The 20090-nt window shown below is 60.0% G+C and carries 20 protein-coding genes and 2 pseudogenes; 9 read left to right on the top strand and 13 right to left on the bottom strand.

From position 1 onward, the window contains the following. Positions 1-65: 65 nt before the first annotated feature. From yihA to FBR43_RS05530, 6 genes are all read right to left on the bottom strand, one after another. Complete coding sequence (yihA, locus tag FBR43_RS05555) at positions 66-716, bottom strand: ribosome biogenesis GTP-binding protein YihA/YsxC (protein ID WP_317128312.1); 651 nt, start codon at positions 714-716, stop codon at positions 66-68. Further along, on the bottom strand, positions 713-2416 hold the full coding sequence (yidC, locus tag FBR43_RS05550; protein ID WP_136942224.1) for a membrane protein insertase YidC: 1704 nt from the start codon (positions 2414-2416) through the stop codon (positions 713-715). Before yidC ends, yihA begins: the two co-directional genes overlap by 4 nt. Before the next feature lie 40 nt (positions 2417-2456). Then, complete coding sequence (gene yidD, locus FBR43_RS05545; RefSeq protein WP_136942223.1) at positions 2457-2669, bottom strand: membrane protein insertion efficiency factor YidD; 213 nt, start codon at positions 2667-2669, stop codon at positions 2457-2459. A gap of 13 nt (positions 2670-2682) precedes the next feature. After that, on the bottom strand, positions 2683-3000 hold the full coding sequence (rnpA, locus tag FBR43_RS05540; RefSeq protein ID WP_136942222.1) for a ribonuclease P protein component: 318 nt from the start codon (positions 2998-3000) through the stop codon (positions 2683-2685). Positions 3001-3005: 5 nt separating this feature from the next. Further along, positions 3006-3140 carry a 50S ribosomal protein L34 gene (gene rpmH, locus FBR43_RS05535; protein WP_096343204.1) on the bottom strand — a complete coding sequence of 45 codons (135 nt, stop codon included), beginning with the start codon at positions 3138-3140 and terminating at the stop codon, positions 3006-3008. Between the two features lie 90 nt (positions 3141-3230). Further along, positions 3231-3485 carry a hypothetical protein gene (locus tag FBR43_RS05530; protein WP_136942221.1) on the bottom strand — a complete coding sequence of 85 codons (255 nt, stop codon included), beginning with the start codon at positions 3483-3485 and terminating at the stop codon, positions 3231-3233. Positions 3486-3601: 116 nt separating this feature from the next. Between FBR43_RS05530 and FBR43_RS05525 the strand changes: the two are divergent. Together FBR43_RS05525 and FBR43_RS05520 are read left to right on the top strand one after the other, a co-directional pair. Next, positions 3602-4615, top strand: a pseudogene (locus tag FBR43_RS05525) (YifB family Mg chelatase-like AAA ATPase); the annotation flags it as partial. 95 nt (positions 4616-4710) lie between these two features. Beyond that, the gene (locus tag FBR43_RS05520) at positions 4711-5739 is read left to right on the top strand and encodes an HNH endonuclease (RefSeq protein WP_136942220.1); all 1029 of its coding nucleotides are present in this window, start codon (positions 4711-4713) and stop codon (positions 5737-5739) included. A gap of 3 nt (positions 5740-5742) precedes the next feature. On the opposite strand, the gene FBR43_RS05515 is transcribed toward FBR43_RS05520, so the two are convergent. The 5 genes from FBR43_RS05515 to FBR43_RS05495 all read right to left on the bottom strand — a co-directional run bounded on the left by FBR43_RS05515 (position 5743) and on the right by FBR43_RS05495 (position 12357). Then, entirely contained in the window at positions 5743-8358 is a 2616-nt protein-coding gene (locus FBR43_RS05515) for a P-loop NTPase (RefSeq protein ID WP_136942219.1), read from the bottom strand. A 93-nt stretch (positions 8359-8451) separates the two neighbouring features. Beyond that, positions 8452-9042 (bottom strand): hypothetical protein, encoded by a 591-nt coding sequence (locus FBR43_RS05510; protein ID WP_136942218.1) that lies wholly within the window; start codon positions 9040-9042, stop codon positions 8452-8454. A gap of 50 nt (positions 9043-9092) precedes the next feature. After that, the gene (locus FBR43_RS05505; RefSeq protein ID WP_136942217.1) at positions 9093-10178 is read right to left on the bottom strand and encodes a hypothetical protein; all 1086 of its coding nucleotides are present in this window, start codon (positions 10176-10178) and stop codon (positions 9093-9095) included. Positions 10179-11350: 1172 nt separating this feature from the next. After that, positions 11351-11851: a hypothetical protein gene (locus FBR43_RS05500; RefSeq protein WP_136942216.1), complete on the bottom strand. Its 501-nt coding sequence runs from the start codon at positions 11849-11851 to the stop codon at positions 11351-11353. Next, a complete protein-coding gene (locus FBR43_RS05495) occupies positions 11851-12357 on the bottom strand; it encodes a thermonuclease family protein (protein ID WP_394344011.1) in 507 nt (168 codons plus the stop codon). Before FBR43_RS05495 ends, FBR43_RS05500 begins: the two co-directional genes overlap by 1 nt. A 250-nt stretch (positions 12358-12607) precedes the next feature. Here FBR43_RS05495 and FBR43_RS05490 point away from each other — a divergent pair, with 250 nt between their 5' ends. The 5 genes from FBR43_RS05490 (at position 12608) to FBR43_RS05470 (ending at position 16298) form a co-directional block, all read left to right on the top strand. Beyond that, positions 12608-13147 carry a recombinase family protein gene (locus tag FBR43_RS05490; RefSeq protein ID WP_136942215.1) on the top strand — a complete coding sequence of 180 codons (540 nt, stop codon included), beginning with the start codon at positions 12608-12610 and terminating at the stop codon, positions 13145-13147. A gap of 125 nt (positions 13148-13272) precedes the next feature. Then, complete coding sequence (locus FBR43_RS05485; protein ID WP_136942214.1) at positions 13273-13731, top strand: hypothetical protein; 459 nt, start codon at positions 13273-13275, stop codon at positions 13729-13731. Then, positions 13731-14069: a DUF3768 domain-containing protein gene (locus FBR43_RS05480; protein ID WP_136942213.1), complete on the top strand. Its 339-nt coding sequence runs from the start codon at positions 13731-13733 to the stop codon at positions 14067-14069. Before FBR43_RS05485 ends, FBR43_RS05480 begins: the two co-directional genes overlap by 1 nt. Before the next feature lie 315 nt (positions 14070-14384). Beyond that, the gene (locus FBR43_RS05475; protein ID WP_136942212.1) at positions 14385-15344 is read left to right on the top strand and encodes a DNA cytosine methyltransferase; all 960 of its coding nucleotides are present in this window, start codon (positions 14385-14387) and stop codon (positions 15342-15344) included. A 156-nt stretch (positions 15345-15500) separates the two neighbouring features. Continuing rightward, positions 15501-16298 carry a NaeI family type II restriction endonuclease gene (locus tag FBR43_RS05470; protein WP_212611895.1) on the top strand — a complete coding sequence of 266 codons (798 nt, stop codon included), beginning with the start codon at positions 15501-15503 and terminating at the stop codon, positions 16296-16298. Here FBR43_RS05470 and FBR43_RS05465 read toward each other — a convergent pair. Beyond that, positions 16279-17052, bottom strand: coding sequence for an HNH endonuclease (locus tag FBR43_RS05465; protein WP_169542509.1), 774 nt, complete (start codon positions 17050-17052; stop codon positions 16279-16281). The two genes, FBR43_RS05470 and FBR43_RS05465, sit on opposite strands and share 20 nt — an antisense overlap. A gap of 46 nt (positions 17053-17098) precedes the next feature. On the opposite strand from FBR43_RS05465, the gene FBR43_RS05460 reads away from it, so the two are divergent. Beyond that, positions 17099-17536: a very short patch repair endonuclease gene (locus FBR43_RS05460; RefSeq protein WP_136942209.1), complete on the top strand. Its 438-nt coding sequence runs from the start codon at positions 17099-17101 to the stop codon at positions 17534-17536. A gap of 224 nt (positions 17537-17760) precedes the next feature. On the opposite strand, the gene FBR43_RS05455 is transcribed toward FBR43_RS05460, so the two are convergent. Further along, positions 17761-19356, bottom strand: a complete 1596-nt coding sequence (locus FBR43_RS05455; RefSeq protein ID WP_136942208.1) for a recombinase family protein — start codon at positions 19354-19356, stop codon at positions 17761-17763. A gap of 37 nt (positions 19357-19393) precedes the next feature. On the opposite strand from FBR43_RS05455, the pseudogene FBR43_RS05450 reads away from it, so the two are divergent. Beyond that, positions 19394-19912 (top strand): annotated as a pseudogene (locus tag FBR43_RS05450) (magnesium chelatase subunit ChlI family protein); the annotation flags it as partial. Between the last annotated feature and the right edge of the window lie 178 nt (positions 19913-20090).

Here is a 20090-nt window from a genome sequence, read left to right as displayed (position 1 = left end):
CTCTCGCGTTCCGCCTAGCGAGCGGCGGGCGGACCGGTCAAGCCAAGTTGAACCACCATTCAACTTCAGCCGATATTCTCGATCACGGCGGCACGCAGCTCGGCCATGCCCATGCCCTTCTCGCTCGACGTGACCAGCAGATCGGGATGCGCGGCCGGGCGCGTGCGCGCTTCCTCGATCGTGCGCGCGGTCACCTCGGCAAGCTCGCTCGCCTTGATCTTGTCGGCCTTGGTCAGCACCACGCGGTAGCTGACGGCCGCGTCGTCGAGCATCTTCAGGATCTCGCGATCGACATCCTTGATGCCGTGGCGCGCGTCGATCAGCACCAGCGTGCGCTTGAGCACCTGCCGACCGCGCAGATAGTCGTTCACCAGGTAGCGCCACTTGCGCACCATGTCCTTTGGCGCCTTGGCGAAACCATAGCCCGGCATGTCGACCAGCCGCATGCGCAGCGGCTCGCCCACATCGAAGAAGTTGAGTTCCTGCGTACGCCCCGGCGTGTTCGACGTGCGCGCCAGCGCGTTGCGGTTGGTCAGCGCGTTAAGCAGCGACGACTTGCCGACATTCGAGCGGCCGGCAAACGCAACCTCGGGCACGTCGGCATCGGGCAGGAAGCGAAGCTCGGGAGCCGATTTGAGGAACGCGACCGGCCCCGCGAACAGCCGCCGCGCGTCCTCGATCGCGTCGTCGTTTGCGTCGTCGGCCGCGTCGCTCACTTCGCCGGTGCCGTCTTGAGCGCCGGATGCTGGCGATACAGCCACCATTGTTGCGCCATCGTCAGCACGTTCGAGGTGATCCAGTAGAGCTGCAAGCCTACTGCGAACGGCGCCATGATGAACATCAGCATCCACGGCATGATCGCGAACACCTGCTTCTGCACCTCGTCCATCGGTGCCGGATTGAGCTTGAACTGCGCCCACATCGAAATGCCGAGCAGGATCGGGAACACGCCGATCGCGATGAAGCCGGGCGGCGTGAAGGGCAGCAGCCCGAACAGGTTGAGCGGCGTCAGCGGATCGGGTGCCGAGAGGTCGCGAATCCACAGCGCGAAGGGCTGGTGCCGCATCTCGATCGTCAGGATCAGTACCTTGTACAGCGCGAACATGATCGGGATCTGCAACAGCATCGGCAGGCAGCCCGCCAGCGGGTTGACCTTCTCGGCCTTGTAGAGCGCCATCATCTCCTGCTGGAGGCGCGGCTTGTCCTCCTTGAAGCGCTCCTGCAACGCCTTCAGCTTGGGCTGCACCGCGCGCATCTGCGCCATCGACGCGAACTGGCGCTGCGCGATCGGGAACAGCAGCAGCCGGATCGTCACCGTCAGCAGGATGATCGCCACGCCAAAATTGCCGACCAGCCGGAACAGCCATTCGAGATAGTAGAAGATCGGCTTCTCGATGATGCGGAACCAGCCCCAGTCAATCGCCTTGTCGAACTGGACGATGCCCAGATCGCCTTCATAGGCGTCGATCAGCTTCACTTCCTTGGCGCCAGCGAAGAAGCGCGCGGTCTGCGTCACGCTCCGGCCGGGGGCCACGGGCCGCGCATCGCGCACGACGTAATCGGCCTGGAACAGATCGCCCGCACCGGTGCGCAGCTGCAATTCGACAGGTGCGGCCTGATCGGGGATCATGGCGGTTAGCCAGTAGCTGTCGGTGAAACCCGCCCAGCCGCCGGTGGTGGGATAGCGGCGCTGCTCCTCGTTCGCCTCGTCATAATCGACATAGACCGCCGATCCGTCGCGCACCGCCATCGGTCCGACATGCGCGACCCACTGGTCGACATCGGTCGAGGCGCCGCGGCGGCTGAGATAGCCATAGGGCTGCACCGAAACCGGCGCCCCGCCGCCATTCGCCACCGTCTGCCGCGCGGTGAACATGTAGTTCTCGTCGATCGACAGCTCGATGCGGAAGCGCTGGCCCTGCCCGTTGTCGGCGTCGAGCGTGACGGGGCGGCCAGGCGCCAGCACGTCACCCGTCGCGCGCCAGATCGTATCCGCGTCCGGAGCAGTGAAGCCACTCGCGCGCCAGCCGAAGCCCGCAAAATAGGCCTGCGCCGCGCCTGCGGGTGAGAGCAGCCGGATCGGCGGCGAATTCTCGGCGATCGTCTGGTCGTAGTTCTTGAGCACCAGATCGTCGATCCGCGCGCCCTTGAGGTTGATCGAACCCGAGAGCGTCGGCGTATCGATGCGCACGCGCGGCGTCTCGGCCAGCACAACGTTGCGATCACGGATCGCCTGCGGCGCATCGGCGGCGGGGTCGGCGGCCGGATTGGGCAGCACCTTCGTCTCGCCCGCCTCGATGCGCGTCACCGGCGGATTCGCGGTCGGAAATACCCAGCCCGCGATGATTGGCCATCCGAACAGGATGAATGCAGCCAGCACCGCGAAGGTGATGAAGTTCTTCTGTTCGTCCTTCACCGGGGAACGTCTCCAAAGCGCCAGCGATCAACCGGCAGGTCTAGGGCACCGGGTCGTAACCGTGCCCGCCGAACGGATGGCAGCGGCCAATGCGCCGGAGCGCCAGCCACCCGCCCTTGAGCGCGCCATAGCGGTTGAGCGCCTCGATTGCATAGGCCGAACACGAAGGCGAGTAGCGACAGGTCGGCGGCAGGATGCGCGAGGGGCCGATCTGCCACCCACGCGCGATAAGGATAAGCAAGCGGGCGATCATGCGCGCAGGCGGCTCACCGCCGCACCTTCGCGCAGGCCTTTTCGAGGTCGCGGACCAGATCGGCCCAGGGGCGCTCGATACCCGAATTGCGCCCGATCAGCACATGATCGGCGCCGGGCATGCCATGTTCGGGCAGGACTTCGCGCGCCAGCATGCGAAAGCGCCGCTTCATCCGGTTGCGGACAACGGCGTTCCCGACCTTCTTCGAAACGGTGATGCCGATCCGCATCGCGCAGTCGCCATCCTCGCGCGCACGCGCGAGCAGTACGAAACCCGGCATCGGCGCCCGCCGGCCGGCGTTCGCCGCGAGATACTCGCGGCGAACCGTCATTCGCTTCAGGCCGACAGCTTCTTGCGGCCGCGCGCACGACGCGCGCGAATCACCTTGCGGCCCGCTGCGGTCGCCATCCGTGCGAAGAAACCGTGCCGGCGCGCGCGCACCAGGTTGCTCGGCTGAAAGGTCCGCTTCATCGCTCATTCCTTGCGTGTCGACATAACAAAAACGGCCGCCCCGCGGACGGCCAGATCAGAGCGCGCCATTACGCGCGGGCGGCGCACAAGTCAACGCGCGCGCGCCGCATCCCACTCACGCCGCCGCACGGTATCGCGCCGCAGCGCGCGATCGGCATAGACGCCGAAGCGCGGCCAGCGGCGGCAGATACCCACGAACTGCCGCTTCGCCCAGATCGAGTTCTGAAGCACCAGCACGAGCCCGCCGGCGAACACGAAGATGCCGCCCGGTCCCGGCACCACCCCGACGATGGGCGATGCCGCGATCAGCAGCCAGCCGGTCGCGAGCAGTGCGATGCGGAGCATGGGGTGGCGCCGGTCTTGCTGCATCCTCGACATGTCGGGTTCTAAGCTTTGCCCCGCAAGGCGTTCCATCACGCGGGAAAGGCGCTAAGCATGGCTTCGACGGGGGGATTGCACGCATGGTCGCGATCGTATCGACGGTAGCCTATCTGGGGCTCGAAGCGCGCAGCGTCGATGTGCAGTGCAACCTCGTCGCCGGCCTTCCCGCGTTCGTGATGGTGGGACTTGCCGACAAGGCCGTGGCCGAAAGCCGCGAGCGCGTGCGCGGTGCGATCGCCGCGATCGGGCTGGCGCTGCCGCCGAAGCGCATCACCGTGAACATGTCGCCCGCCGATCTCCCCAAGGAGGGCTCGCACTATGACCTGGCGGTCGCGCTCGCGCTGCTGGGTGCGATGGGCATCGTCGATGCCGAGACCTTGTCGGGCTATGTCGTCGTCGGCGAGCTCGGCCTCGACGGGCGCATCGCCCCCTCTCCCGGCGTGCTGCTGGCGGCACTGCATGCCGCCGAAACCGGCCGCGGGCTCATCTGCCCCGCCGCGCAGGGCGCCGAGGCGGCGTGGGCAGGCAATATAGAAGTCGTCGCCGCGCACGACCTCATTGGGTTACTCAATCATCTGAAAGGCGATCAGCTGCTCGCCGCTCCCGCCCCCGGCGACGTCGAGGCCGCCGCGCACGGACCCGATCTGCGACAGGTAAAGGGGCAGGAAACCGCCAAGCGCGCGCTCGAGATCGCGGCGGCCGGCGGGCATAATCTGCTGTTCGTCGGGCCGCCGGGCGCAGGCAAATCGCTGATGGCGGCCTGCCTCCCAGGCATTCTCCCGCCGCTCGACGCCGCCGAGGCGCTCGAGGTTTCGATGGTGCAGTCGGTCGCCGGCACGCTGGCGGGCGGGCGACTGACGCGCACGCGCCCCTTCCGCGCGCCGCATCATTCGGCATCGATGGCGGCGCTCACCGGCGGTGGATTGAAGGTGCGCCCTGGCGAAGTCAGCATGGCGCATCTGGGCGTGCTATTCCTCGACGAGCTGCCCGAGTTCCAGCGCGCCGTGCTCGATTCGCTGCGCCAGCCGCTCGAGACGGGCACCGTCAGCGTCGCTCGCGCCAATGCGCATGTCACCTTTCCTGCGCGCGTCAAGCCTGCAATGCACGTACACTGAATTCAGGTGAGCGGACCCGCAGCTTTGCGCGGTTTCGGGTAAGCCGCGTCCAAGATCCAAGATGGAGTGGCGAAATGGCCGTCGAACGGATTACAGCAAATGTCACGCGACCGGCGGTTCTCGCCGCGATCGCGGAGTATGATGAAATCGGTCAGAAGGCGTTTCTGACGAAGTACGGCTACAAGCCCGCGCGCACCTATAGGCTGTGGCACGAGGGTAAGGCTTACGATAGCAAGGCGATCACTGGTGCAGCCTTCGGCTACCTGCCGGGCAACCCCGAGCCGCTGCGCTACAACGAATTCAGCGGCGGGCAGATTTATGTCGTGCCGGTGTTGGAGAAGCTCGGCTTCAGCTTCGACGTGCCGGAGGGTTTTGAGGAGAAGACCAAGAACCCGCTTTGGACGCGGGAACAGGTGATCCTCGCGCTTGACCTATACGTAAAGCACAATGGGCGCGATCCCGGCCCCAACCATCCAGACGTTCTGGAGGTATCTGCACTGCTCAGGCAGATGGCGACTGAGGCGGGGCTTACGACCTACCGCAACCCACCTGGCGTCGTCATGAAGATGATGAACTTTCGCAGCGTCGATCCGGTTTTCACCAGCAAGGGCGGCAAAGGGCTAGATGGGGCAAGCAAGCTGGATAAGGCGATCTGGGCTGAGTTCTACGGCAAGCCGCTTGAGCTTGCGATTGCCGCTGAGGCGATCCGCGAGGGCACTTTCGCCAACATGGACGAAGAGACGCTCGACGATGTGCAGAGCTACCAGGCCAAGGAAGGCAAGGTCAGCTACCGCTATCACCGGACGCTTGAACGCGATCGGAAGGTAGTTGCCCTGCGGAAGGGCGCGGCGCTGAAGCAGCATGGTAAGCTGGAATGCGAAGGGTGCGGCTTCGACTTCGCTACAACCTATGGCAGCAGGGGGCACGGGTTCATCGAAGCGCACCACACCAACCCTGTTCATGCCATGCAGGAGGGTGACGTAACCACGGCAGACGACCTTGCGCTGCTATGCTCAAATTGCCACCGCATGGTGCATAAGGTGAAGCCCTGGATGACGCTGGATGCGCTTCGCGCGATCGTTCGCAAGTCACCTGAGCACTGAGCATCATCGTCTGAATGCGCCAGTTCGCTGTCCCCTCCTCGTCGCGAAGGGCGTTTCCTTCCAGCCCTGTCCGGTTGTGAAATTGAGTAATCTTTCGAACGCCCTTGCGAGAAGGTTGTCATCGTTGAAACGGCGGATCGCGCCAATCCGCGCCAGGTACCGTTCGGCAGCCTCCCGCGCTTGATCCATTTCGTCGTGGACGACCAGCGTGCCAACATGGCCGTGCGCCAGCGTCACGATAGCGTAATGGTCGCTGGGGCCGTCCATCGCTTCATCTTGCGCTAAGAGTGTGCTCACGGCTTTCCTGATCAGCTCGCGCGTGTCGGCATCGTATGAGGCACGTCGCGCCGCAACCTTGAGCTGGCAATCAGCAAGAGCATGCAGCGCATATTCGTTTTCAGGATACGCCTGGATCGACTTGTCGAACATTGCCATAGCTTCATCGTAGTCACCAATCTCGGACAAATACTGCCCGTACTGCAGCCAGTAATGTCCATCAAGCTGAAATGCTAATTCAAATCGTTCGTAAACCTTTAGTCCGGCCCGAGCAGTGCCATGTGCTTTTGCGAGGTCCTTTAGAAAGTTATGACTCAGAAGATATCGAAAAAGAATCTCATCAAGTCGGGCAACATTCTTAATGATTGGATGCTTGTACTTGGTGAACGTGTCAAGCAATGCTGATACCGCGTTCATTACCTCGTCGACATTGGCTACGGAGTCATATATATGACGAACGTAGAGTTCGTGACGAGCTGAGAGGCGTCCGTTTACTTGTGGAACGACTATCCCCTCAAGAGTTTCCATCGCAACTTGGAACGGGAGATCCGCGCCACTTCGCTCATAAGCTTCCCGAGCCGCTCCAGGATCGATGCCAGCCCGGGAAAGAGACCCAAGGCCGCAGATTAGCAGCAGCTTCTGCTCGTCTAGCGAGCCAAGCTTCTCGAACTCGCGGGTGATGACTTTCGTGAATGCCTCCGCATAGGTGGCTTCTTTCAAGGCGATCAGAAGCTGAGACCTGGATTGGCCGAGCTGGGCGCGACGCTGAGCCGGGGTCATTCGCAGTAATGCTGGAGAGGGAACAAATTTAATTAAGCGATCAATAAGGGGTTGGTAGTCTGCCTGAATAAAACGATCAAATTTGAAAGTCTTGGCTACTGCCGACAATTGTCGCTTCAAGCGGCTATTCCATTCACCGATGCGCGCGCTGCTAAAAATCGTCATCTTGTCGGTCGGTACCGACATCAAGTCCTCGTAGAATGAATCCCCGAACACGAATGCGTCGGCAATGTAGACGATGATATGATCGCTCGCGACGCTATCCGACAGCAGCTGCAATGCCGAGCGTAGGGAGGGGACCTCACCTCGGATCTCGTAAAACGGTGCATCTGCGTTATCACGTGAGTAACGCAGCAGTGACTGCATTAATGCCGTGGTCTTGCCACTCCCAGACTGTCCAACGACCATGGCAATCCGCTCACGATCGAAAACGGATCTAGTGACAAATTTCAGAAGATCGTCCGTTTGTTGAAGCCAAACTGGTGCATCCGATACCGCCAATCGCCAGCTGGGTGGCGCCCCCTCCAGAAACTTTCGCGACGCTGCCTCCGCAACTTGAGGTTCAAAGCTGGCGGCATCCGCTAGTGTGGCCGAATAAGTCTGCTGGTAGATGTAGGTCGCGATTAGCGCGGACCGTGCGCCCAGATTACGTGCCTTGACTGTACTTGCGGCGAACTCGCTCAATTCGGCTGCAATATCCACAGGCTTGTAGGAGACGCCGATTTCTGTTCGGAGAAACTCGTCGAAGTCCTCCAATGTGCCTTGAAGGTAAACAATCTGCCGAGACCTCAAATCTAGTACATCGATCGGGCTCAGCTTGTCAGGACAGACTAGGAAGGCTTGACCAAGTGGCTCTCCGGCCACTGGGCGGGCGCGATCGAGCTCAAGGGACAGAATGGGCTCTTCGAGCCGACTGCCAATGAAGATCGGCACGCTAGAAACGTAATCTTGCGCGAGCTGACGATACCAATGATGTTTGCCGTCGATCAGTGCTTTGTTGTACTCCACGTCTGTAAAGATGAAGCCGTGTTCAGGTTTGTCTACGTCACCATGGAGCTGAATAACGGGAAGGATTTCAGCTCCGTGATCGACATGTGCTTTGTCGATCATGCCGTTATACGTGCTTCGCCGCTGAGCCGAGTACGGCACGGCCGCGATGGCGTCGTCAATATTCCAGGTATAGAGCCGTTTCCAGCTGAACTTGAGGAGCGACTTCAGTTCTTTAGACGGCGTGACGCCGTGATACTGGTCCTTCAAAATTTGATGAAACTGTTCACGGCCTAGGATATCGGGAACGCAGGCGGCGAGTACTTTTCTCAAGGGCTCCCCCGCGTACGGCAGGCCGGCTTCCTGGGCCAGAATTTCTGCTAGCCCTTCACCGAGCGCGACGTCTTTTCCGAAGCGATTTCGAGAGGTTTTCGACGCACCGGCTCCCAGGACCAGAAAGGCCGCTCCACGCCGAATCGCTCTTATAAGATAAGCTTTTGCTTGATCTTCGATATCCAAATCCGCCCCCAAAAATTCGCATCGCTGGCTTTTATGCGGTTTGAGCAACTTACGCATATGCGCCGCCGCCACAAGTCGATCGAGAAAGAAGAAGGGTGTGAAAAGAGCCCGGCCGGAATGGTCCGACCGGGCTAGCAGGTAAATGGATCATCAAGCTTCGCGAGCGCGGTCCAGCTTTTCCGTCAGCACCTCAATGTAAGCCTGACGACGCGCATTGGGGTGGCGGGGCCAAAAGACGTTTTCCCAACTCTCCACATGGCGAGGCAGATTGTTGGGTGCCCACGCGCCGCGATGCTCCCAGAAGAGAGCCTCGTCAGCCGTCAGTTTCTCGTAGGCCCGCCTAATCGAATCAACGAGACGACCAGAATATTCCGTATGGAAATTCACCTTCCACGCGTCTTCCGCATACGCGGTCGGGTTTTTGGCGCCCCTGGCCCGCTTTGCAGCGATGCGCTTCTCGGCACTTTCGCGCCGGGAGACTGGGCCCGGATGCTCCAGATGAAAAAGAGAGAAGGCGTGTTCCAGCGCAGGCGGAAAGCGATATTCACGCCAAACGTCCACGGGCAAAGCCATGAACTCGTTGGCCTGATATATCTCCACCCGCCGACGCTCTATTTCGACCTGCTCCTCTGGCGTGAGATAAGCATCAATTCCAGCCTGCTCGCGCTCGCTCAGCCGGTAAGGGTCTCTCAGCCGTTCAATCGCCCGTTCGAGCAATCGAAGATACATAGCGGATGCCATGTGAGCCTCCCAAAGAATAGGGCCGAGGGTTTCCCCCCGGCCCTGTGTTTTCAGGAAGCTGCTCTGTCGCTGCCGCCGCTCTGAGCGGACAAGCCGTCCAGCGCGTCAACAGTGACCTTAGCAATCTGGGCCGCGAGAGCGGCTTCCGCCGCTGCCGCTCGCTTCTCAGCCTGCCTCACGCGAATATCCGCCACGAGATTGGGCGCCATCTTGTGGACTTGCTGTTCAAGCGACTGCACAGAAATCGGTAGGCGTTGGAGAGCGTTAAGCTCCTTGCCGTCCGCCGAAACCGCGCAAAGAACCGCAACGAGAGAGGGGCGGTCCTTCGTCGGAATGCCGAAGCCTTCCGCCGGGATCACGGCCTTGGGGTCATCGTTGATGACGTCCTTGAAACGCTGGATCTTGTCCTTCTCGTCCTGATCGTCCTTGAGATACCGATTGTCGTCGGCCTCCTTGAACTTTTTGAAGCCTTTCTCTTCGAGCAGCTTCGCGGCGAGTTCCGAGGGCTTGATGCCGCGCGCGACAGCACCCCTCAACACCTTGCCGTAAAGTTCAGGGCTGCGATCCCACATGAACGCAGGATCGGGATTGGCCGTCGTGGCCTGCGGCCAATAGCCCCACATAAGCCGACAGAGAGGAACAAATTCATTCCCCTTCGCCGGATCGACCACGGCAGGAATGCCGTGAAGTTCGAGCGCCTCGATGAGGTAATCGACATTTGCAGGGTCGAGCAGCACCTCGCAGACGGCCAAAGCCGCAGCAAGATCCTTGTAGAGGGCCTCGCGCTTGCGCGTGGCGACCTGGTTGGCTTCGGACTTGAAGCCCGATCCGACCGCAGCCACGCTCTTGCGAAAACCCTCATACAGCTTCTTGAACTCGGCCTCGTCGGTGACGTTGAGATCGAGGTTGCTCCCATTCGACAGCGTGGCGCTGGTCATGAGAGCGGTCGTCTTGGTGATAACCATTGGAGTAACGTGCTTTCTCCCGACCATCTGCCGAAATGGCCTGTTGTCGGGCGACAGCAACAGGGCAGACGTTGCCCTATTGGTCGCAATGAAGGGATTTGAACCCATTGGCTTGACTGCCGAAACAGCTACCAGCCAGCGCATCGTCACCATGCGCTCCATTGCGATCATCTTTGATGATCTATTTGATTGTCAAAGAGCCCGCAGACTTACTTTCGCTCCTCTGCGATGGCATGATCGCTACCACGAATTTTCCGTTTGACAAGCAAAATTGTTTGACTTTAGCATTTACCATTTGATGCAATACTTGGTTTACCAAGTATTGCATGGCGTCCGCAGATGCTGGGGCTCATTGCGCGCTTCCGCTTAGAGCGGAGCGCGTCTGTAAAAGAGTGGCAAGGTTGCCACTTCAATGGCGATCCTGACGGCGTTTCATTATAAATAGAAGCGTGGACGGTGGGTGCAATCACCGGTCTCGGTGACGACCCACTGTTGGAGTTTGGACCCGATGATGCGCTTGCACCCCGCATCATCGGGTCATTCTTTGGAAGCCCGGCCGTCCTCTTTGACCCCAACTGGCTTCAACAAAACCCCCATAGACCATACCGGCCCCAATGATCCCTGACCCTTGTTGCGTAAGCGAGGATGGATGAGCTGCCGGAAGCCAAACCCACAAGGGCTCTTGGTCGCGCCGTGGAAGAGAATTGCGATCCCATACCGGACAACCGCATGGCACCACGTTAAACAATGCAGGCCACGACGGGCACGAGAGCAGGATTGAAAACCGCCGTTAAGTTGCTCAGGAGGTTAAATCCTCCGGTCCAAATGGACAACGAGCAAGCGGGTCCCCCGGTAGTGGTGAAGGAGGTGCTCTGGCGTGATGACCGTCAACACCTAGCACGCGGCGACGCTGATCGTATGGTTCGCCCGTGTCCGCATGTGGTTCCGAGGAACCAGAAGCCTAACCGAAGAGCGATCGGCTAAACCCCGCTGCCCCTGATAAGGGCGTTAGATACGAAGTGTGTAGAACCCTATACTGGAATACCTACTCACAGCTTCCCCCTGATACTGGAATTGAGAACGAAAGCGATTTTCGCCCTGTCGTTCGATGGTTCTGGTATCAGGGGGAAGTGTGTATCTCCCCTGCCTGGAATGAGGGATAGGTGGTTCGACGGCTCTTGCGAACTAGCTGTTCTTCTGACTCGACCACGAAGTAATCGCTTCAAGTGATTGGCCGGGCGAGGAGCGACTGCACCGCAGCACGAGTCCAATCACGCCGAAGCAGGACAAACGCGCCAGCGTTTCGTCCTCATCCCGCTTGATCCCATGCGCTCAGCGCGTTGTTAGGAGGGCTGCTCCAATAGGTGCCAAGCCTCACGACAAGGCTCTAGCCACCCGTCCTCGAACTTCCCCATTTGGAGATTCGCATAGCTGGGAAGAAAGCGTCGAAAGTCGCTGTCATTGCGTGCTTGCCCCTTCGCTCCCGGCTGATTGAGCCATGCCTGATGGCACTCGGCGAGGGTCTGAGCCACAACACCAGACGGAACCACATAGGTGAAGGGCGGCGATCCCGTGCCCATCGCGAAATCCACGAAGCAATAGAACAGCGTCGGCGACATCAGCCCCTCGTGCTTCTTGCCCATGTGCCAGCCACGGTCAGCGCCCTTGCCGATCCGCGTTTTGACCTGAACCGCGCAGAGCCGTTCGCCTATGTCGTCCGTGACCACAATATCGCAATTGGGGACGCCAGCGGGAGCCAGAGCCGCGATGAAGCCGCGCCGCAACAACTCGCTCATCACGAAATGCTCGCCCGCCGCACCGGTCAGACTGGTTGCGCTTACCATCAGTTCCCCATTGTCGAAGATGGGCAGGTCCGAGCAATACGAAGCCCGTTATCCCAATCGGGCACATAGATCGCTTGGCCGTGTTTGAGCTGCCAGCAGGACAGGTCGCCCTTCGGACCAGCAACACGCGCCAAGGTGCGGCCATAGCGATCCTCTCCAACGCGATCTATCGAGAGCTCGCCCGCTGAGGCTTCTCCCAGACTGCGTGAAGAAGCGTAGGGGTCGCCGGGCGCACATACGCGCCCACGCTGGCAATGGCCGGGCAGCTCTGGTGCATCAATTCCAAGGAGCCGGATGCGCTCGCCCGAACAACGAATTGTGTCGCCGTCAGTGACCGTGCAGCCTGTCAGGGAATCTTGGTAGCGTTCGATGGCCGAGGCGGGCTTAGCCAGCATGACGGGCGCAGCCCCAACAAGTCCGCCAATGGCTGCTGCGCTACCGAGGATGACGAGGGGAAGGGCGATACGGCGCATACGACGACGCCGATAATAGCGCATACCGTCCAAGGTCCACGGGTTTGGTCGCTCTTTCCGGGTTCGGAACATGACGGCGATTATCAGACAGGGATGCTTAAAACTCCCTATCCGACAAACGATTGCGACGGGTCCGCTCTAAGCGGAGGATAATCGCGGCGACCACATTCGGGTAAAGCCTGCCGAGATATATTCGCGAAGCCGGAAAGGCGTCTCGGCAGGCTTGCTCTCCTCTTCAAAAGACACAATCGCAGCAGGGTCTTAACCCATTCGAGGAGGTGTCATGCTTGTCGGTTATGCGCGCGTCTCGACCACCCAGCAGTCGCTTGACGTGCAGTTGGAGCAGCTTGCAGCGCACCGCGTCGAGAAGATTTTCCAGGAGCAGATGAGTGGTAAGGCTGCGTCCAATCGGCTCCAGCTCAGGGCTGCGCTGGATTTTTGCCGCGAGGGCGACACGTTCATCGTGACCCGGCTCGACCGCTTCGCCAGATCGGCGCGCGACCTACACAACATTGTTGCTGCACTGGTCGCCAAGGGCGTCGCCTTCCGCTGTCTCCAACAGGGCGGTCTCGATACCACCACTAGTCACGGCAAATTAATGTTGGGCATTCTCGCTGCCGTAGCGGAGTTCGAGCTGGACATTCGGCAGGAGCGGCAGCGCGAAGGAATCGAGAAGGCCAAATCCCACGGTATATATAAGGGCGGAAAGCAAAGGTTCGATCCTGCGATAATTCACAAATTACATGGAGAGGGCATGAAACCTCGCGCCATCGCCAGAGAGATAAATTGCAGCCCAGCGACAGTGTATCGACTGCTAAATTAATCGAGAATCTGCGAAGGCGATTGAAGAATTATTTTTATTTTCTGGATCTTACGACCAATCTTCGGTCGCTCTCAGGATAGATGACGTTACGGCTCGCCTTGTCCTCAACAGCCAAGGAGATGCGAATGTCGATCCTGAAATCCCTCAAGCTTGCTGCGGCCGCACCGGCCAATCCCGCCACTTCCGAGCATGGCTTCCGCACGAAGCTGCTGCGCTATCTCGCCGAGCAGAAGGCCCTCGCAGAAGCGGAAATCGCTGGCACAGCCTTCAATGCCACCCGACGCGTGACGCGCACCAATGAGGCGGGCGAGAAGGTCCGCGTGGACGCGCCGCGCAGCGTGCGGAGGGGCTGGTTCACCGACGCTAACGGCAAAATGTTCTTCCAGCTTCGCTACGGCAGCAAGCCGCTCGAATTCGCGAAGGGCATGAACGCGGTGGAGGTCCAGAACCTCAACGAAGTGCCCGAGATCATCGGCTCGATCATCGAGGCGATCAACGCCGGGGAGCTGGACCCGCAGCTCACGGCGGCCATCGCTGAGCGCAAGGCCAACTTCAAGCCGAAGGTGAAGAAGGCGGCGGCGTGATGCCGGGAGCAACGAGGCGGGCGACCATCGCCCGCCTCAATGACCACCTCCGTTTCACGGGCGAAGGCGGCTGGACATACCTGTCCCGTGGCGTTGCTGCTCTGCCGATCGTCACGAAGGAAGCCGTGATCCGGGCTGTCAGGCATTTCGCCGAATTCACGCCCGACAACGATCCGCACGGAGAACATGATTGCGCCGTGCTGACCGTTGAGGGGCATCGGATCGTGTGGAAGATTGACTACCATGCGCGCAATGATGATCGTCAGGATGCTTTCGACCCGACAGACCCGACCGTCACGAAACGAGTGATGACGATCATGCTGGCGGAGGAATACTGACATGCGCCGATACGATGCCCGCGACATAACCGAACATCACTATCGGGCACTGCGCCTGCTGCTGACGCTGAACATGGCGGAAGCGCATATCGTGGTCAGGAGCAAGCGCCCTTGGCCGCCGCAGGTTTCCTTCTCGTCCCGTCAAGCCGCTGTGGAGATAGTAGGTGAGTCAATAAATTAGCTCATCGCCGCGCCGCGGTACGTGATTGGGATTGCTTTCCACCAACAAGAACGTACTGGGAACAATCAATCGGGGCATGACACGGCCGTGTCGAGTAGCTAAGATCGGCGGAGCCGAAAGCCTGCGAGGGGAACATGTTGAATTCGTTGGAAATGTGCGCTGGCGCAGGCGGCCAGGCGCTTGGGCTTGAACAGGCTGGATTCGAGCACCAGGGGCTGGTGGAAATCGACCCTGATTGCTGCAAAACATTGCGCGCAAATCGGCCGGCGTGGAGTGTTTTCGAGGAGGATCTTCGGCTCTTCAAGGAGCGCGCGGCCGACTTTCGGGGTGTTGATTTGGTTGCGGGCGGCCTCCCATGCCCGCCATTTTCAGTCGCGGGTAAGCAGCTTGGGCCGCGAGATGAACGTAATTTATTTCCGGATGCGCTGGATATAATCGACGCTATCCGTCCACGAGCTGTGATGATCGAGAACGTGCGTGGATTTTTGAGTGCGGTGTTTCAGGACTACCGCGAAGGGCTCAAGAAGCAGCTAAAGGCGCTCGGCTACACGACCGATTGGCGTCTGCTCAACGCATCTGACTTCGGTGTCCCGCAGCTTCGACCTCGCGTCATCATCGTCGCGATCAAATCCGATCAGGCAGACCTGTTCGATTGGCCCGAGCCGGACACTCATAACCCGCTCTCGGTTGGCGAAGTGCTTCACGATCTTATGGCCGAGAAAGGCTGGCGCGGCGCTTCCGCTTGGAAATTGCGCGCCGATGAGATTGCGCCGACACTTGTGGGTGGGTCAAAGAAGCACGGCGGTCCTGATCTCGGTCCAACGCGCGCAAAGCAGGCGTGGGCGTCGCTTGGTGTCAACGGCTTGAGCCTTGGTGATAGTGCGCCCGAGCGGGATTTTGTGGGTATGCCGCGGCTAACTGTTCCTATGGTCGCTCGCCTCCAAGGCTTCCCCGACGAGTGGAAGTTCGTGGGTCGGAAGACGGCGGCTTATCGTCAGGTCGGCAATGCGTTTCCGCCGCCGGTTGCACGCGCCGTGGCGCAGCGGGTTAATGACGTGCTGTCGGCACGACGCATTAACCGGGCGAGGGCATAGCCCTTTTCAAAATCCCAAGCGTGAACCATCTTCTTCTCCGCCGGGGAGGAAGATTCGTTGCGCGTTTCGTTGCCATCAAGTCAGGTCATTCGGGGCCATACCCATTACGACCAGCTTACCGCGATCAAGAATGAGTTAGTCTCTCGCGCTGGTGGAATGGCGTCGATCGAACGCGAGATTCCCAGTTTACTCCGCGAGACGATCGACGACGTGATCCAGACGCCTCGCACGGGGCGACGGTCCTACGAGGAACTGGAGAAAACCGAGAAAACCTACATTGGCACCCGCGTCGAAATCATGATCCGGGCGTTCTTCAGGTTGCCAAAGGGGCGGCTCGATCTCCTGATCCTTGGGCGTGACGCGGACGTAAAGTTCACGATCGGTGGCAATTGGATGATGCCCAAAGAGGTTATCAACCATCCGTGCCTGCTCCTAGCGGCTGACGAGGAACGGGCGCGCTGCTATTTCGGGCTCTTTATAGCCGATCCCGCTTATCTCTCGTTGAGCACCAATCAGGACCAAAAGCGTACGGTGTCGGCAGCGGGCTTTAGTCACATTCTCTGGTTACTCAATGGCCATCCGCTCCAACCAAATTTCTGGCGCACGATCCCACACGCTTCGGCAGTCGCGATAGCCTCTCAGACGACCGGCAATGAGCGAGTCATGGCTCTATTCCGCGAGGTTCAGGATCGGGCCATCCCGCGAGACGTTATCGAAGCGACCGCTCGGCAAAAGGACTTCATGCGGCGCATTCGTGCAGACGGTGGACGGGGAACGCGCGATTTGCTGGCCCGTGAAGGCATCCTGCTGCTCTCAGGGAAATACGACGCTGCGATCATCAATCGGCTGGGCTTGGGCGAGGTGGGACCAAGCGAATTCATTTCTCACGCACCGGCAAACGACGCCGAGCACGACATTGCCAGAGCCTTTGAAATCAGGGTTGGACGTTCTTGAGCCCCAGCTTGGCGGTGAGAGCTGGCCGATTCACTTTCTTCTCCCAAGCCCGAATCAGCTGCCGATGATCGTGGGGTAAATCGCGCCAGTTCTCGAGTCGGTAGGTACTTCGCGTGAACCCCTGAGGCGTCTGGTAGCGCCCGGTGGAAATTTTGAGCCCGATGACCGGATAGCGGAGGTCTCGCAGCCGCTTTTGCCAGTCCTCCTGGCGCTCTTTAGCGTTGGCCACGAACTCGATCATATTGCTGTCCACGTCCTCGTTAATGTGCATCTTGAGAAACGTCGCGATGCGAAGGTGCACGGATTCGATTTTCAGTAACGCCGTCATTTCATCTTGGTCATAGCTGGCGAAATGGGCCTGCTTGCCATTATTGCAGTCCAGGCAGATGGCCCACAGGTTTTCGAGTACCGTCAGACCACCCCAATCCTGCGGCACCTTGTGATCGACCTGTAGCTTGATGCCATCCTCGGCGATCGTTTTGCCGCACATCTGACAGCGGCCTTTAGCGAGGCCGAGAACTTGCGCCCGCAGCTTGCCCGAGACAGCACCGGAATCTGTCTCCCCCGTTTTCTGCTCGCCCAGAATGTAGATAAAGCGGCCGCCGTGGCGTTTACCCGGTATGTCGTAATACTTTCTCAGGCTGCGGAGGCGCCGATCCACATGTGTATGGGTGCCGCCATAGGTCAAACCGGCCTTGATCTCCTCAATGTCGAGCCCAGCTGGGTTAGTGCGAAGCAGGTCGAGAATCGCCAATGCGACGTGATCGAGACCCTTAGACTTGGAGGCTGGTGACTTAGGCATGGTGGACAAGCTGTCAGCGACCCGCCGGTCGGTCAACATGAGCAAAATCCGTTCGCGGGATACCAAGCCGGAATTGGTCGTCCGGCGGATGCTTCACAGGCTCGGCTATCGGTATGCAGTGCATGTCAAAGGCCTCGCAGGAAAGCCCGACTTAGTGTTCACGGCGCGCCGCAAGGTGATCTTCGTTCACGGGTGCTTTTGGCATCAGCATGATCGCGCTGACTGCTCAGACGCTCGTCGGCCCAAATCCAACACAAACTATTGGACGCCCAAGCTCGATCGCAATGTCGAACGTGACGCCCAGCATATCGCTTCGCTTCAAAAGGATGGCTGGGAAGTTTTCACCATCTGGGACTGCGAAACGGTTGATGAAGAGCTCCTCAGGAAAAGGCTGGTCGGCTTTTTGGGCGCCCAGAGAGTAACCGATCGATGCTGAGCATCGGTGTTAAGAGGAAAATGCGCCCCTCTGAGGGCTAGTTTGAGGATGAGTGCAAACAGGTAGCAGGATGCGCGCATAGACCCTCTATGACGCTCGGAGGGCAAGAGAGGGGCTGTACAACCGAAGCGCGTAAACCGGTGGCGGGCAGGCTGCCGGCTTGAAGAGGGAAAGTTGATGTGAAACTGGCCTGAATCAGGCGCTCCAAGACCCGATGATGATGATCAACTGGGCACATAGGCGCCCTCCAGCATCGTGCCCTTCTCATCGAACAACCACCACGAGTAGTCGTCGGGCTCGATCCTGAATGTTCCATCGGCTTTGATCGCAATGCGCTTAATCAGACGGCGCAGGGCCATGTTGGCGCGACCACGGGCGTAGGTCCGAACCTCATCCCGTTCACTGTTGATCTCTTCCCTCACCAACTCAATCAGGGTCGTATCGTCATAGTGCGAGGGTCGAGAAAGCTGGACAGCTAGATTCTGTTGCGCGGCTTCGATTTGTCCCGCGTACTCCTCAATCTCAGCCTCCAACACCGCGACGCGCTGCACGATCGACTTGGAGCCGCCATCCGCCAGCGCTTCGATGAGATTGTTGAGCTTGCTCTGATTGACGTCTCTGAGCCTTCCCAATTCGGCAATGCGTTCGCGGGCTTCCTTAATCCCCGTGTCCTCAAGCCGCCGGTCCACAAGCTGCGGCAACATCTCGTCCAACACGGTTGCCTCAACCACATCGTAGTTGAGGATCGTGCCGTTGTCGCAATCATGTTTGCGGCGGGCTCGGTCGCAGCGCAGGCGACGGTGATCGTTGCGCTTGTAGGTCACCACCTCGCCGCTCTTTTTGGTGTAGGTCTGTCCCTTGTCGATCTGGTGTCTGAAGTGCGCGCCGCCGCCGCACTGGTCGCAGACGACTATGCCTTGCAGCAAATTGCGGTTGTAGCTGCCCGTTTCCTTCTTCCGGTTGCTTTTCCGCACGGCGAGGGCAGCTTGCACCCGGTTCCACTTTTCCGCCGTGACGGCTTGGGGCCAAAAGTCGGTCGCGATGATCTTGCCGTCGTTCGTGGCGTATTCACCTAGCACCGTGCGTTTGGTGAGCAGCCGATAGATGTAGCTGTAGAACCATCCATTGTTACCGCGCCGCTGCTCTGGCGGCGTCCAACTAGGCTCATTGCGGTCGTGGAGAATCGTTACGATTTTATGGATGCCCACACCGTCGATGTAGAGGTCGTAAATTTCGTTGAGCACTTTGACGCGGTGCTCGTTCAGCACCATCTTGCCGAGGACGCGATCTACCCAAAGCGGGGTGTTGGGGATTGGTGCGGTCTGCGTGCCGTTTGCAATCCTCTCGAACCGCTTCTGCCATGACGCTGCGGTGCGCTTGCTCTTTTTGCTGCTTTCCTCGTGCGCTTGTTGGGCGAGGATAACCAGCTTGAAAATGTCCAGCATCTCACCCGACCCATTGGCCCGATAAATGTGTTGGTCATGGTAAGTTGCTACATCAACGCCGTTCTCGTTCAGGCCCCAGATGAGCTGCGCGGCCGCCTTAGCTCCCTGACGGCTGAGCCGGTCGATATTCTCGACCACCAACACCTTTTTGGCATGAAGCCCGTTCCTCGCCTCGATCTCAAATTTGTGAAGCGACGCTCCCTCATACCTGTTCGCGCCGTGAAAGGCGCTTCGGCCTTCGTCGGCAATCATCTTCTCGACTGTCCAACCCTGCTCAACTGCGAACTGTGCACCCAGCGTTTGCTGACGTTCTATCGAGAAGCCGCGTTGTTCCGATGTGGAATAGCGGGCATAGATTAAGGCGGATTGGCTCATGGGTGCGTCCTCGCACTCGGGCGTTGCGTTTCAGTTTACGTGCCCCGCAAGCTGGGTGCAGATGATCGCGGCGATGAACCCCTGCCGCTGCGGCCATCTGGGCGATCCCGCGCTCGCCTGCGCCCGAGCGCCGCGCTGTGCCGCCGATTATCAGGCGCGCGTATCGGGGCCACTGCTCGACCGGATCGACCTGCATGTCGAGGTCGCCGCCGTCTCCGCTGCCGATCTCACGCTGCCGCCGCCCGCCGAAGGATCGGCCGAAGTTGCCGCACGCGTCGCTGCCGCGCGTGACGTCCAGCGCGCGCGGTATCGCGACACCGCCATACGCACCAACGCAGAAGCCGACGGCGAGGCGCTTGAAGCCAGCGCGACGCCCGACGAAGCCGGCCGCCGCCTGCTCGCCGATGCGGCGGCGGCAATGCGCATGTCGGCGCGTGGCTATACGCGCATCCTGCGCGTCGCGCGCACCATCGCCGATCTGGCCGGCGCGACGCAGGTGGGGCGCGTGCATATCGCCGAAGCGATCTCCTATCGCCGCCAGTCGCCGCGCAACTGATTGACGTTCAAGGCTTGAGGCCGGGGCCGAAGCTTGAGCATCGACCCGCGCGTTCAGCCGGTTGCCGAAGTTCGACACTATCCTGCCACTGGCGATCATCGTCGTCCTGGCGTTGCCCGACGGGCGTGGCGGGAATCGCTTCGGCGCCGCTCCAAAGGTCCAGACGGCGACTGACTAC

This window comes from Sphingomonas baiyangensis, from assembly GCF_005144715.1.
In the GTDB taxonomy this organism is placed as follows: Bacteria; Pseudomonadota; Alphaproteobacteria; order Sphingomonadales; family Sphingomonadaceae; genus Sphingomonas; species Sphingomonas baiyangensis.
The sequence above is the reverse complement of the archived record's forward strand: the minus strand, read 5'-3'. Positions and strand labels throughout refer to the sequence as shown.

Bases quoted from the DNA above. Each gene is read 5' to 3' on its own strand.
- FBR43_RS05530 (WP_136942221.1), bottom strand. From the start codon at position 3,485: ATGCTCCGCATCGCACTGCTCGCGACCGGCTGGCTGCTGATCGCGGCA.
- FBR43_RS05480 (WP_136942213.1), top strand. From the start codon at position 13,731: ATGCCGGGAGCAACGAGGCGGGCGACCATCGCCCGCCTCAATGACCAC.
- FBR43_RS05500 (WP_136942216.1), bottom strand. From the start codon at position 11,851: ATGGTAAGCGCAACCAGTCTGACCGGTGCGGCGGGCGAGCATTTCGTG.
- FBR43_RS05475 (WP_136942212.1), top strand. From the start codon at position 14,385: ATGTTGAATTCGTTGGAAATGTGCGCTGGCGCAGGCGGCCAGGCGCTT.
- FBR43_RS05485 (WP_136942214.1), top strand. From the start codon at position 13,273: ATGTCGATCCTGAAATCCCTCAAGCTTGCTGCGGCCGCACCGGCCAAT.
- FBR43_RS05520 (WP_136942220.1), top strand. From the start codon at position 4,711: ATGGCCGTCGAACGGATTACAGCAAATGTCACGCGACCGGCGGTTCTC.
- FBR43_RS05455 (WP_136942208.1), bottom strand. From the start codon at position 19,356: ATGAGCCAATCCGCCTTAATCTATGCCCGCTATTCCACATCGGAACAA.
- FBR43_RS05515 (WP_136942219.1), bottom strand. From the start codon at position 8,358: ATGCGTAAGTTGCTCAAACCGCATAAAAGCCAGCGATGCGAATTTTTG.
- FBR43_RS05505 (WP_136942217.1), bottom strand. From the start codon at position 10,178: ATGATCGCAATGGAGCGCATGGTGACGATGCGCTGGCTGGTAGCTGTT.
- FBR43_RS05460 (WP_136942209.1), top strand. From the start codon at position 17,099: ATGGTGGACAAGCTGTCAGCGACCCGCCGGTCGGTCAACATGAGCAAA.
- rpmH (WP_096343204.1), bottom strand. From the start codon at position 3,140: ATGAAGCGGACCTTTCAGCCGAGCAACCTGGTGCGCGCGCGCCGGCAC.
- yidD (WP_136942223.1), bottom strand. From the start codon at position 2,669: ATGATCGCCCGCTTGCTTATCCTTATCGCGCGTGGGTGGCAGATCGGC.
- FBR43_RS05490 (WP_136942215.1), top strand. From the start codon at position 12,608: ATGCTTGTCGGTTATGCGCGCGTCTCGACCACCCAGCAGTCGCTTGAC.
- FBR43_RS05510 (WP_136942218.1), bottom strand. From the start codon at position 9,042: ATGGCATCCGCTATGTATCTTCGATTGCTCGAACGGGCGATTGAACGG.
- rnpA (WP_136942222.1), bottom strand. From the start codon at position 3,000: ATGACGGTTCGCCGCGAGTATCTCGCGGCGAACGCCGGCCGGCGGGCG.
- FBR43_RS05470 (WP_212611895.1), top strand. From the start codon at position 15,501: ATGGCGTCGATCGAACGCGAGATTCCCAGTTTACTCCGCGAGACGATC.